Annotated in this window: 11 protein-coding genes, 1 tRNA gene and 1 pseudogene; all 13 read right to left on the bottom strand. The window is 60.1% G+C overall.

Features of this window, described 5'->3' with window-relative positions:
- Positions 1 to 189: 189 nt before the first annotated feature.
- Positions 190 to 1,200: an ABC transporter ATP-binding protein gene (locus tag QE453_RS14880; RefSeq protein ID WP_022555997.1), complete on the bottom strand. Its 1,011-nt coding sequence runs from the start codon at positions 1,198 to 1,200 to the stop codon at positions 190 to 192.
- Positions 1,201 to 1,211: 11 nt separating this feature from the next.
- On the bottom strand, positions 1,212 to 2,279 hold the full coding sequence (locus QE453_RS14875; RefSeq protein WP_045534244.1) for an ABC transporter ATP-binding protein: 1,068 nt from the start codon (positions 2,277 to 2,279) through the stop codon (positions 1,212 to 1,214).
- A gap of 139 nt (positions 2,280 to 2,418) precedes the next feature.
- A complete protein-coding gene (locus QE453_RS14870) occupies positions 2,419 to 3,318 on the bottom strand; it encodes an ABC transporter permease (protein ID WP_022555995.1) in 900 nt (299 codons plus the stop codon).
- The gene (locus tag QE453_RS14865; RefSeq protein WP_004441204.1) at positions 3,308 to 4,252 is read right to left on the bottom strand and encodes an ABC transporter permease; all 945 of its coding nucleotides are present in this window, start codon (positions 4,250 to 4,252) and stop codon (positions 3,308 to 3,310) included. Before QE453_RS14865 ends, QE453_RS14870 begins: the two co-directional genes overlap by 11 nt.
- Positions 4,253 to 4,319: 67 nt before the next feature.
- Positions 4,320 to 4,808: a Cu(I)-responsive transcriptional regulator gene (cueR, locus tag QE453_RS14860; protein WP_045534242.1), complete on the bottom strand. Its 489-nt coding sequence runs from the start codon at positions 4,806 to 4,808 to the stop codon at positions 4,320 to 4,322.
- Between the two features lie 47 nt (positions 4,809 to 4,855).
- Positions 4,856 to 5,155, bottom strand: a pseudogene (locus tag QE453_RS14855) (2Fe-2S iron-sulfur cluster-binding protein); the annotation flags it as partial.
- Positions 5,156 to 5,166: 11 nt separating this feature from the next.
- Positions 5,167 to 7,671, bottom strand: a complete 2,505-nt coding sequence (locus tag QE453_RS14850) for a heavy metal translocating P-type ATPase (protein ID WP_309777351.1) — start codon at positions 7,669 to 7,671, stop codon at positions 5,167 to 5,169.
- A gap of 238 nt (positions 7,672 to 7,909) precedes the next feature.
- Positions 7,910 to 7,995 (bottom strand) — tRNA-Leu (locus QE453_RS14845).
- A gap of 136 nt (positions 7,996 to 8,131) precedes the next feature.
- A complete protein-coding gene (locus QE453_RS14840; protein ID WP_035207725.1) occupies positions 8,132 to 8,860 on the bottom strand; it encodes a thermonuclease family protein in 729 nt (242 codons plus the stop codon).
- 84 nt (positions 8,861 to 8,944) lie between these two features.
- Positions 8,945 to 9,478 (bottom strand): MerR family transcriptional regulator, encoded by a 534-nt coding sequence (locus tag QE453_RS14835; RefSeq protein ID WP_004441196.1) that lies wholly within the window; start codon positions 9,476 to 9,478, stop codon positions 8,945 to 8,947.
- 276 nt (positions 9,479 to 9,754) lie between these two features.
- Entirely contained in the window at positions 9,755 to 10,093 is a 339-nt protein-coding gene (locus tag QE453_RS14830; protein WP_006697942.1) for an integration host factor subunit alpha, read from the bottom strand.
- Positions 10,094 to 10,336: 243 nt separating this feature from the next.
- Positions 10,337 to 11,308: a beta-ketoacyl-ACP synthase III gene (locus QE453_RS14825; RefSeq protein ID WP_006697941.1), complete on the bottom strand. Its 972-nt coding sequence runs from the start codon at positions 11,306 to 11,308 to the stop codon at positions 10,337 to 10,339.
- A gap of 4 nt (positions 11,309 to 11,312) precedes the next feature.
- Positions 11,313 to 12,374: a phosphate acyltransferase PlsX gene (gene plsX, locus QE453_RS14820; RefSeq protein ID WP_004441191.1), complete on the bottom strand. Its 1,062-nt coding sequence runs from the start codon at positions 12,372 to 12,374 to the stop codon at positions 11,313 to 11,315.
- Positions 12,375 to 12,384 lie beyond the last annotated feature (10 nt).

Raw genomic sequence — 12,384 nt, 5'->3', positions numbered from 1 at the left:
CTTACATTTTCTCGAAAATTCGCTTATTCCATAAAATTACAACAATAATACCCTATGGATATCTTTCGATTATCCATTCGAATATCATCTATTTTACGTTTTATACTCGGAATTTTATTCCGATATTAAGCTTCAAACACACAATTCATCTGTTTTCGCAGCACCAGAGAACTGTAGCTGCGTCGTCCTTCAACCCAGTTCCTGCCAGCGGTGGCAACGCGCGAAATGCTCGCCGGAAACGCCTTCCAGAACGGGTTCTACCTCTCCGCATATTGCGGTCGCGTATTTGCAGCGCGTGTGGAATTTGCATCCGTCGGGAGGATTGAGAGGGCTCGGCAGATCACCGTCTAGGAGCATTTCCGGTGCGTACAACCCCGTCTCGTCCAGCATCGACGATGCAATGAGGGCCTTGGTGTAGGGATGCTTCGGCGCCCGGAAAAGCTCTTCACGGTCGGCGATTTCAACGACGCGCCCGAGATACATTACCGCGATGCGATCGCACAGATAACGCACCACACGCAGGTCATGGGAAATCATCAGAACCGTCAAACCGTGGCGACGCTTCATGTCCATCAGGAGGTTCAGTATCTGCGTGCGCATGGAGGCGTCGAGCGCCGATGTCGGCTCATCGCAAACGAGGAAACTCGGATTGAGAAGAAGTGCGCGCCCTATGACGACGCGCTGCAATTGCCCGCCGGAACACTGGCTGGGATAACGATCGTAAAATGAGGCATCAAGACCGACCTCCTCCAGCATCCGGAAAACCCGCGTTGCGCGTTCCTCGCGAGAGCCGATGCCGTGCTGGGCAAGCGGTGCTTCCATGCTTTGCCCGATGCGCATACGGGGATCGAGTGCCGAATAGGGATCCTGAAACACCAGTTGCACGACCCGACGCATCCGCCGAAGCTCTTCGCCCTGGATTTGCAGTATATTATGATTACCGATGCTGACCTCGCCTTTCGTCGCGTTCGTCAGCCGCGTTATCAATCCGGCGACGGTGCTTTTGCCGCAGCCGGATTCGCCGACGAGGCCCAGAACCTCGCCTTCGCCGATCGTCAGCGACACGTCGTCAACGGATTTCACCACCCGGTGACCAAAGCCCGATATGGGGTAATATTTGCAAAGATTTTTGGCAATCACATAGGGTCGGCTGTCGCTGCCGGCCGATGGCGTGGCCTGTTTCATCGTTGGCGATAACATCGTCACCTCCTTCAGCACATTGCGTGGCCAGCATGATCATGGTTGACCTGCTCGTCACCGACTGCCCAGCACCGGGCCTTGCGTCCTTCCGGCAGGGCATTCAGATTCGGTTCGGCTGCCATGCAGCGGCTGCCCATGCCGGCGGATTTGGCGAGCGCGCAGCGCGGGTGAAACCGGCAGCCGCAGGACATGTCGTGGGCCTGCGAACTGGAGCCGGGGATTGTCAGCAACTGCCCCTCGCCGTCAGTGGTCAGAAGCGAGCAGCTGATGAGCGCCTTGGTATAGGGATGCTGCGGCGCCTTGAGGATCGCCTGGGTGGGCCCTTCCTCCACGATGCGGCCGGCATACATGACCGCGATCCGGTCCGCGAATGCGGCGACAACCGAAAGATCATGGGTGATGAGCAGCGTGGCCAGCCGGCGCTTGCGGCGCTCGTCATCGAGCAGGCGCAATATCTGTGCCTGAACGGTGACATCGAGCGCTGTCGTCGGCTCGTCGGCGATCAGCAGTTGCGGATTGCCCGAGAGTGCTGCGGCGATCATGACACGTTGCGCCATGCCGCCGGAAAGTTCGTGCGCGAAGCATTGCGCCCGTGCAGACGGATCGGGAATACCGACATCGGACAGAAGGCCGACGACCCGATTGAGAGCGGCGTGCCGGCTCATCTTGCGATGGACCCATAGCGGTTCGGCAACCTGCGTCCTCACCCGGCTGGTGGGATCCAGCATGGCCTGTGGCTGCTGAAACAGCATGCCGATATCTGCGCCGCGCAACGCGTCGAGTTCGGCGGATGACAGGGCGAGAATATCACGCCCGGCAAAGGAAATTCGGCCGGAGTTGATTTCCGCACCCTGTGGCAGGAGCCGCATCAGCGATAGCGCCGTCATGCTCTTGCCGGATCCGGACTCGCCGACGAGAGCGACAACTTCCCCGGCATTGACGGAAAGCGTCAGCCCGGAGATGACGAATTTCCGGCCATGTTGCGCCGGCACCGAAACGTGCAGGTCCTCAATTTCCAGAAGCGGTGCGCATTCGGAAGACATGGCCGTGCTGGCATGCGTGTGTCCTTCGATATTCATAAGAGTTCCCCTTATTTTTATTGAATCGGAGGCATTTACGGATTTTCATGCGGCTTCAGACGATATTACTCTCCTTCATTGTCCGTGGCGTCATCTATGTTTGACGGCAGTCAAATCGACCATTGCCCCTTCGCGGGCGTCAATGACCGCTCGTTTTCTTGGTTTCAAGGTTGAGGCCATGGCCGATCCAGGTCACGCTGAGCGCCGCCAGGAAAATCGCCAGACCCGGTGCGATAACCAGAACGGGCATGCGTTCGGCGTAGGCCTGCGCATCGGACAACATCAGCGCCCAGTCGGCGGCCGGCGGTTGTACGCCGAGCCCCAGAAATGACAGTCCGCCCACCGTGATCAGCTTGTGGCCGAACCGCAGGAACGCGACAGCGGCAATGGGCCAGATCGTGTTGGGAATAATATGCCGGAAGATGATGAAGCTCCGCGTACATCCAAGCACCTCTGCCGCGCGGATATATTCACGGGAATTGATCGAAAGCGTCAGTCCCCGTGCCAGCCGTGCGAAAGGCGTCCAGCCAACGATGGTCAGCGAGGCGATCAGTGTGCCGTATCCGGGCCCGAAGATGGCGACGAGGAAAATTGCGATCACGACATCGGGTATGGCTATGAGCAGGTCCACGATGCGCATCAAAATCTGATCGACTATGCCGCGGCTGCGGCCGCTGACGATGCCGATCAAGGCTCCTATCACGACCGAGAGAATGACGGTGATCGCGGCGATGGTGACCGTGAAACGGCCGCCTATGAGCAGACGGCTGAGCACATCACGCCCCAGATGGTCCGTTCCGAGCCAATGGGCGGCGCTCGGCGCGTTCAGCCGCAGGCGAAGGTTCTGCTGCGCCGGATTATAAGGCGAAATCCACGGCGCAATGATGAGCAGCAGGATGATGGCGAGAAAGATCGCCGATCCCGCATAGAAGGTCCAGTGCCGCCGGCGAATGAAATCCGTGAACCGGTTGAGTGTCGAGGGGCGTCTGGGCGCGGTCATCGTCATGGCGGCAGCCTGTGGAAAGTGACTAATGGTCATGGCGACCTCGCATTGCCGGATTGATCAGGACATAGAAGCTGTCGGCCAGGGTATTGATCAGGATGGAAAGCGCGACGATGCAGATGAAGCCGCCCTGCAGCATCGGGATGTCGCGGTTGACCACCGCATCGTAGAGAAGCCGACCCATTCCGGGGATGGCGAAGATCACCTCCACCACCACCGATCCGCCCAGCAGCCCCGCAAGCCACAGGGCAAAAAACGTGACTACCGGAAGCGAGCCGTTGCGGATGCCGTGCCGCATGACCGTGCCATGCATGCCCAGCCCGCGGCTGCGCGCCGCCGTGATATAAGGGGCGCGTAAAACTTCGGCCATCGCCGCGCGCGTCACCTGCGTGAAATAGGCGAGCGGTCGCAGGGTCAGCGTCAGCGCAGGAAGGACCAGCGAACGCCAGCTGTCCCATCCCGCGGAGGGCAGCCAGCCAAGATAGAGGGCAAAGACGAGCGCAGACATGGGCGCGAACCAGTATTCGGGCGTGGCGACGAAGGTCTGGATCATCAGCGTCGCGAAATTGTCCAGCCGTCCGCCGGGACGCATTGCGGCCAGCGTGCCGAGCGGCAGGGCAACGGCCACCGCTATTGCCAGCGCCGTCAGCGCCAGTGTCACCGACACGCCGAGGGAACGCAAAAGCTCACCGGCGACGGGTTGGCTGCTGGTGAAGGAGAAGCCAAGGTCACCGCGTAACGCGTTCGACAGCCAGGCGAAATATTGCACATAGAGCGGACGGTCGAGCCCGAGGCTGGTTCTCAGCGCTTCAACGGCGTGTGGATCAAGCGCCGTATCGCGCATGCGCGAAAACAGGATGGTACGGGCCGGATCGCCACCGGCCATATAGGGCAAAAGAAACGCGATGACGGAGACGATCGCCAACATCAGGCACAGGATAAGGAACCGCTGTAATATCTGTATCCACATGGCTGATCTCCTTCACCGCATTGGCATTTTTACCGCAATCGACGACGTCCACGATTGGAACGGCCGCTCATTTCGCAAGGCGCTGTAGTTCCGCTACCGGGCCGGACGTGCCCTTCAACATGCCCGACCGTTTCGGCACCACCGCCGCCGGGATGAAATCGGGATCTTCCGATTGTGCCAGATCCTGAATGATCGGACACTCCGGCTCGCCATTATCCGGGCAATAGGTCGCCAGATGGCGGAGCGTATCGGCCATGTCGCGAAGCGTTTGCATCTTGGCTTCGAGATCGACGACGTGTTCCATGACGATGCGTTTGACGTCGCAGGAGGCGCCGCCGGGATCACGCCACAAGGTCATGAGCTGCCTTATCTTTTCGATTGAAAAACCGAGGTCGCGGCCGCGCCTTATAAAGCGCAGTGTTTCCAGATCATTGGCCGTATAGACCCGGTAGCCGGAATCGGTGCGGGTCGCCGATTTGATCAGGCCGATCGTCTCGTAATGTCTGATCATCTTTGCAGAAACGCCGGATGCGGTAGCGGCTGTGCCGATGTTCATGGATCCTGCTCCTATCTTTCCGGGGTGGACAACAGATCTGCATCACTGTCGGAGAACGCGTCAGCGCCATTCAGCCAGCCGATCACCACGTCGCTTAATGGTATGGCTCGGCATGCAAGCGTCAGGCCATCTGCTTTCTCTTCCTCAGTCAGCGAAAAAGGCGTGTGCTTGAGAAGGTCGACCTCACCGGAGATCAGCCTCGACTTGCAGGCCCCACAGCGGCCCATGCGACAGCCGTGCGGGTAAGCGATGCCTGCTGCCAGGGCGGCCTGAAGGACAGTCTCGCCCTCCGCCACCGCGATGCTGCGATCAATCTGCGGCAAGTGGATGGACCGGGGGAGCGCCATTGTGTCCCCTCCTATTCCGCTGCTGCGAGCTGCAAGCCCGCGGGTCTGTCCGTGAGCGGCGCACGGAAGCTTTTCAGGCGCAGCGCGTTCGTCAGGACGAAGACGCTGGAAAGTGCCATTGCGCCGGCAGCAAGGACGGGTGACAGCAACACGCCGTTGACAGGATACAATATTCCGGCCGCCACGGGAACGAGCGCGGCGTTGTAAGCGAAGGCCCAGAACAGGTTCTGGCCGATATTGCGGATCGTGGCCTTGGACAGGGCGATGGCATTGGCCACACCGCGCAGATCGCCCGACATCAGCACCACATCGGCGCTCTCAATCGCGACATCCGTGCCCGTTCCGATGGCGAGACCGACATCGGCTGCCGCAAGCGCCGGTGCATCGTTGATGCCATCGCCTACGAAGGCGACCCGGCGCCCACCGGTGGCAAGCCTTTTGACGGCTTCCACCTTGCCGTCCGGCAGCACTTCCGCCACCACCTCGTCAATGCCGAGGCGACGGGCGATGGCCTCTGCGGTGCGGCGATTGTCACCCGTGATCATCGTGACCTTGAGGCCGAGCGCATGCAGCGCCGCGATCGCCTCCGGGGTCGTCTGCTTCACCGGATCGGCCACTGCGATAATCGCGGCCAGCCTGCCGTCGACTGCAGCATAAAGCGGTGACTGCCCTTCCCTGCCCAGCCGGTCTGCTTCATGCGCAAACATCGCAGTATCGTAACCGAGCTTCGCCATGAACCGGTCCGCGCCCGCTTCAACCCTGCGCCCTTCAACCACCGCCGCCACGCCAAAACCCGGCGTTGCCTCGAAACCTTCCGCATCGGCAAGCGCCAGGCCGCCATGTTTCGCGGCTTCGACGATCGCCTCCGCAATCGGGTGTTCGGATCGGGTTTCGAGGGATGCGACAAGGCGCAGCACCTCATCGGCACCGAAGCCCTCGGTCGTTGTAAAATGCACCAGTTTCGGCCTGCCGAGCGTCAACGTGCCGGTCTTGTCGACGGCGATCACCTCGGCATCACGGAGCGTCTGGAGCGCATCGCCGCGCCGGAACAGCACGCCCATCTCGGCGGCGCGGCCAGTGCCGACCATGATCGAGGTAGGCGTGGCAAGGCCCATGGCACAGGGACAGGCGATGATGAGAACCGCAACCGCATTGACGAGCGCGAAGGTCAGAGCCGGATCCGGCCCGAAGAAGAACCACACGAGGAAAGTGGCGGCTGCAGCCAGCATCACCGCCGGCACGAACCAGTTGGTGACCTTGTCGACCAGCGCCTGAATGGGCAGCTTGTCGGCCTGTGCTTCCTCGACCATGCGGATGATCTGGGCGATCAGCGTATCGGCGCCCACCTTGGTGGCGCGGAAGGTGAAAGAGCCGTTGCGGTTCACCGTACCGCCCACGACCTCGGAACCCGCCGTTTTCGTAACCGGCACGGGTTCGCCGGTTATCATCGATTCATCGACATAGGACGAGCCACTGAGGATCACGCCATCGACCGGCACTTTCTCGCCAGGACGGACAATGATCACATCACCGGCGCGCACATCCTGCAACGGCACATCCACGGTTTCGCCGTCGCGTAACACCCGCGCCGACTTGGCCTGCAACCCGAGCAATCGCTTTATCGCCTCGCTGGTGCGGCCTTTGGCGCGCGCTTCAAGGAACCGGCCAAGGAGGATGAGCGTGACGATGACAGCAGCGGCCTCGTAATAGACATTCGCCGTGCCGCGCGGCAATATTTCGGGCAGGAAGGTTGCGACAACCGAAAATCCCCAGGCGGCGGCGGTGCCCAACACGACAAGCGAGTTCATATCCGGCGCGAGCCGCAGAAGTGCGGGTACGCCTTTTTTGAAGAAACGCAGACCCGGTCCAAAGAGTACCAGCGTCGTCAGAACGAATTGCAGATACCAGCTTTCCCGCATGCCAACCGTTTCCATCACGATGTCGTGGATCGCGGGGACAAGATGCGAGCCCATTTCCAGAACGAAGACTGGCAGGGTCAAAGCAGCGGCCACGGCCAGGTTGATTTTCAGGCTGCGCAACTCCACGGCGCGTCGGTCCTGTTCCACGTCGCCGGCCCTGTCGGCGACGATTTCCTTCGCCGTGTAACCCGCCCGTCTGATCGCCTCGCCCAAGGTGGCGGTAGAGGCGGCATTGCCGGCGACGCGGATGGTGGCGCGCTCGCTCGCCAGGTTGACGCTCGCTTCCGAAACACCGGAAACAGCCTTCAGGGCCTTTTCAACACGGCCCACACAGGAGGCGCATGTCATACCCTCAATATCAAGCTCTATCGTTCTTTCTTCGACCCCATAGCCGGCATTCCGCACCGCCGCGATCACGGCCGGCACGTCAGGTGATCCGGAAAAAGAGATGTCAGCGCGTTCCGTCGCAAGATTGACCGAAGCCTTGAGAACCCCGGGCACCCTGGCGATCGCCTTTTCAACGCGGCCGACGCAGGAGGCACATGTCATGCCATCGATCGCAATCTGGTGGCTCGCCCGGATCTCCATTTGTGACATGCGTATGACCCCTCTTTTCTCATTTAAAAAAAAGATAGGGCTTCCCATCGTGGCAAGGTCAATAGGTTCTTTCGGGTGATTTCAACGGAAAAATGCCGCCTGCGTGATCAAGCACACTTTTAAGGCAATCCTGCGGATCTCAGCGCCGCCCGTGCTGAAAACCTGGAAAATTCGGCATAAAATCCTCCAGACGCCGGGAAACCGCAGGGAAGCAAAAAAGAAAATTTAATCGGGGGTATGGTGCGGACGGCGGGACTTGAACCCGCAAGACCAATGGTCGGCAGATTTTAAGTCTGCTGCGTCTACCGATTTCGCCACGTCCGCATTGCGGCGCCATGAACCGCTCGGGGTCAAGTCGCTGCAAAAATGCTGTCATCGTTCAGGTGGCCGGCGCAAAGGCCGACCTTAAACACGACCGCGCCCCATCTACACAGTCCGGGCCGTTTCGGTCAACGGGGCCTCAGCCACACCAGGACTGATTTTTTCCCGAGAGCGGATGGGCCAGACCTTCGCGCACAAGCTGATCGGCGAAGGAGACGCCTGAACGCGAAAGGCGTGTCCGTTCCGCAGCTTGCCCGCCCGCAGCACCGGTAGATGCGACATCGAAGGCGCCGGCGTTCAGCATTTCGCGAAGCCTGACTTTCGCAATGAAACCGCGCTGGCGTTCTTCCATGCAGCGCGCCCGGTCGATCTGCGGAACCTCGATGCCGGCGAGCTGCATTTTCACGCCCTTCATCCAGAAGGTGTTGCCATCGGCCACACAATTGTTGAGGCCGGAGCGGCCGCAAAAGGCAAAAGTTCCGCTTTTTTCGCCGAGTGAGACCTTCTCGACTGACGGGCGGGTTTCCGGCAGGATAGCTGCGACCTTGTTCTGAGAGGCCGTAGGCGGCATGGCGATGGGGCGTGGCGGAACCGGTGCGTTGCCGGGCAGGACGGGGGCAGCAGGGCGCATGGCCGCGACTTTCTCGGAGGTAACCGCCTCGCGCTTGGCCGCCGTCGTGACTTTAGGAGCGTTGGCTGCCGAAGACGTCGCCTTAGCAACAGCCCGCTGCGGCAAAAGACTATCGCGATGTTCGTAGGCCTGAATGCCGCCGGCAACCACACCCAGCATCAGCACCCAGGGCCAAACGCTACCGCCACTCGATTTCTTCGCCGTGCGGCGTCGCGCTGTCGATTTTCGGTTGCTCACGGTCGGACTCCTTTTTACGGAGCCGCATTATCGGCCAAAGGGGTTTCTGAAAGGTTGGCGTCCCGAAACAGCTGTGGAAAAGGTTTAGCGAACCTGATCCAGCAGGCGCTTGCATTCGAGCAGATCAAACAGGGCCTCCTGCAAAAGCGCCTGGTCATCCTTGCCAATGCCGGACTTGCCCACCGATATTTCAGCGTCGCTGCCGCCACCGCCAAAACCGAAAAACCGGCCGCTTGGCTTCGCCTTCGGACGGCCGACGACCTCATCGCCATCGGTATCGATAACCCGCGGCTCGTTGACTTCCTTTTCGCCGCTCGCCGCCATGATGGCTTCCATGGTCGCGAGATCACCGGAGGCAATGGCAGCCACGAAGCGGTTGCCATTGGCTTTCAGAAGCTTCTGCACGCCCTTGATAGTGTAGCCATGGTCATAAAGAAGATGGCGTATGCCTTTCAGCAGGTCGATGTCATCAGGGCGGTAATAACGGCGGCCCCCGCCCCGTTTCATCGGCTTGATCTGCGGAAAGCGCGTTTCCCAGAAACGCAGCACATGCTGCGGCAGGTTCAGCTCATCCGCCACTTCACTGATCGTCCGAAACGCGTCGGGGCTTTTATCCAAATTTCCACTCCCATCCGAACCGGAGCGCCATGCATCCGGCCGGACACTGAACGAGAACGCTTTTCACCCGCCGGCCCGCATATCACGCAAGGTCAGGTCCGACCTTCGCGCCAACACCGGTTGCGGCAGGATACAAATCACTAAAATTGATTATGATGTGAGTCGACCGGATTTCAACGGCTTGCGCGTTGAAATTCAAGCATGTTCACAGGAAGAATGGGAAAAAGGGCTTACGGAGGCGCAAAACCGCGCCATGGCGCTGCTTCGCGCGCAGGCTTAGGTACCGGACTTCTGACCCTTCTGCTTGGCTTTACGAGCGGTATGCGCTTTCAGAATGCGCTGCTTCAATACATTCGAAGCCTTGAAGGTCATGACGCGACGTGGGGAAATCGGAACTTCCTCCCCCGTCTTCGGGTTGCGGCCAATGCGCTCGTTCTTTTCCCTGATCTGAAACGTCGCGAAAGAGGAGAGCTTGACGACTTCGCCGCGGGTGATCGCGTTGCATATTTCGTCGATAATCGTTTCGACCAGCTCAGCGGATTCGGTGCGGGACAGCCCGACTTTACGAAACACAGATTCTGCAAGATCTGCGCGTGTCACTGTCTTCCCGGCCATTTTTCCCCACAAACCGTGTCTGAATTCTTCTCTAGGAGACGCCGAGATTATTTCCCTTGTGGCGGCCGGTCAAGGGACTGTTCCAGATTCATTTGCGGCTTTCGGCAATCGCTGCAAGGGCTTAGAGCAACTGATACGGTTTTGACACAGGCCGAGCCGTCAAGACGCGCCTTATCGGGGCGTGAGCGCGAAAATCACAGCGGATTTCGCTTCACCGCCCCGGCAAACGCTGAAATCGCGCCTTTACCAGCGCAGCAACACCGCACCCCAGGTGAAACCGCCGCCCATGGCCTCCAGCATGACAAGATCGCCCTTCTTGATGCGGCCATCGCCTGCGGCAACGGCAAGCGCCAGCGGAATGGAGGCCGCGGAGGTATTGCCATGCTGATCGACGGTAATGACGACCTTTTCCGGGTCGATGTTGAGCTTTTTCGCCGATCCGTCGATGATACGCTTGTTGGCCTGATGCGGAACGAGCCAGTCCAGATCGTCTGCCGTGGTGCCCGTGGCTTCGAATGCCTGTTCAATCACGTCGGTGATCATGCCGACGGCGTGTTTGAACACTTCACGGCCTTCCATGCGCAGATGACCGACCGTGCCCGTTGTTGAGGGCCCGCCATCGACATAGAGCTTTTCCTTGTGCGAACCGTCGGAACGCAGCTGCGCCGTCAGGATACCGCGATCGGCAGAGGTACCCTCGCCTTCCCCAGCTTCCAGAACAAGCGCGCCGGCGCCATCGCCGAAGAGAACGCAGGTGGTGCGGTCCTTCCAGTCAAGAATGCGCGAAAAGGTCTCGGAGCCGATTACAAGAACGCGCTTGGCCATGCCGCCGCGAATATAGAGGTCGGCGGTAGAGACGGCATAGACAAAGCCGGAGCAGACAGCCTGCATGTCGAAGGCGAAGCCGTGGGTCATGCCGAGGCGGTTCTGGATGTTTACTGCCGTCGCGGGGAAGGTGTTATCCGGCGTCGAGGTGGCCAGGATGATGAGATCGATATCGTCGGGCGTCAGACCGGCATTGTCGAGAGCCGCACGCGCCGCCGCTTCGCCGAGAGACGCGGTGGTTTCACCTTCGCCGGCGATGTAGCGCTGCTTGATGCCGGTTCGCTGCACGATCCATTCGTCGGACGTCTCCACGACGCCTTCGATTTCACTGTTGGTCATCACACGCTTCGGCAGCGCTGCCCCGAAACCACGAACTATAGAGCGGATCATTCCGTTATTCCTCGTCAGCCACGAGTGCTTCGGGCGCCGGGGGCGGAAGCCGTCTTGCGTGGTAAATCTTGAGATCGTTTTCTATCTTGGCCGTCAGGCCGTTATGAACCATGTCGTAGCCGACATCGACGGCGGAAGCAAAACCGATGGCATCCGTACCACCATGGCTCTTGATGACAATGCCGTTCAGGCCGAGAAACACGCCGCCATTGACCTTGCGCGGATCCATCTTTTCACGCAGCACGTCGAAGGCGCTCTTTGCGAGAACATAACCGATCTTGGCGAAGAAGCTGCGGGAGATCGCCTCACGCAGCAACGTGCTGATCTGGCGGGCGGTGCCTTCGGCCGCCTTCAGCGCGATATTGCCGGTGAAACCTTCGGTCACCACGACATCCACCGTGCCCTTGCCGATATCGTCACCTTCGACGAAACCGCGATAATCGATGGTGCCGAGATCTGCCTCGCGGATCAGCCGTCCGGCCTCGCGAACCTCTTCCTGACCCTTCACCTCCTCGACGCCGACATTGAGCAGGCCGACCGTCGGACGGTCGATATCGAAGAGCGCGCGCGCCATGGCGCCGCCCATCAGGGCGAAATCCAGAAGCTGCTGGGAGTCGGCGCCGATCGTCGCGCCTATGTCGAGCACGATGCTTTCGCCCTTCAGTGTCGGCCAGATACCGGCGATTGCCGGGCGCTCCACCCGCGCCATGGTGCGCAGACAGAATTTCGCCATGGCCATCAGCGCACCGGTATTGCCGGCGGAAACGGCGACGTCAGCCTCGCCGAGTTTCACGGCCTCGATGGCGCGCCACATGCTGGAGACGTAGCGGCCGCGGCGCAGCGCCTGGCTGGGCTTCTCGTCCATGCTGACAGAGACTTCACAATCGTGAAAGACCGACTTTTCCCGAAGTGCGGGATATTGTGCCAGAATGGGGTCGCATTTGCTCTTCTGCCCGTAGAGCAGAAAAGTTACATCGTTGTGCCGTTCGAGCGCCTTGGCGGCACCCGGGATGGCAACATCTGGGCCGAAATCGCCGCCCATGACGTCAATTGCAATTCTGATCACTCGTCCCTTA

This window comes from Agrobacterium sp. SORGH_AS_0440, from assembly GCF_031453135.1.
Classification (GTDB): Bacteria; Pseudomonadota; Alphaproteobacteria; order Rhizobiales; family Rhizobiaceae; genus Agrobacterium; species Agrobacterium pusense.
The sequence above is the reverse complement of the archived record's forward strand: the minus strand, read 5'-3'. Positions and strand labels throughout refer to the sequence as shown.

What these genes read in the sequence shown, in the direction of transcription:
- QE453_RS14880 (WP_022555997.1), bottom strand. Translation starts at nt 1,200, where the DNA reads ATGTTATCGCCAACGATGAAACAGGCCACGCCATCGGCCGGCAGCGAC.
- QE453_RS14875 (WP_045534244.1), bottom strand. Translation starts at nt 2,279, where the DNA reads ATGAATATCGAAGGACACACGCATGCCAGCACGGCCATGTCTTCCGAA.
- QE453_RS14870 (WP_022555995.1), bottom strand. Translation starts at nt 3,318, where the DNA reads ATGACCATTAGTCACTTTCCACAGGCTGCCGCCATGACGATGACCGCG.
- QE453_RS14865 (WP_004441204.1), bottom strand. Translation starts at nt 4,252, where the DNA reads ATGTGGATACAGATATTACAGCGGTTCCTTATCCTGTGCCTGATGTTG.
- cueR (WP_045534242.1), bottom strand. Translation starts at nt 4,808, where the DNA reads ATGAACATCGGCACAGCCGCTACCGCATCCGGCGTTTCTGCAAAGATG.
- QE453_RS14850 (WP_309777351.1), bottom strand. Translation starts at nt 7,671, where the DNA reads ATGTCACAAATGGAGATCCGGGCGAGCCACCAGATTGCGATCGATGGC.
- QE453_RS14830 (WP_006697942.1), bottom strand. Translation starts at nt 10,093, where the DNA reads ATGGCCGGGAAGACAGTGACACGCGCAGATCTTGCAGAATCTGTGTTT.
- QE453_RS14825 (WP_006697941.1), bottom strand. Translation starts at nt 11,308, where the DNA reads ATGATCCGCTCTATAGTTCGTGGTTTCGGGGCAGCGCTGCCGAAGCGT.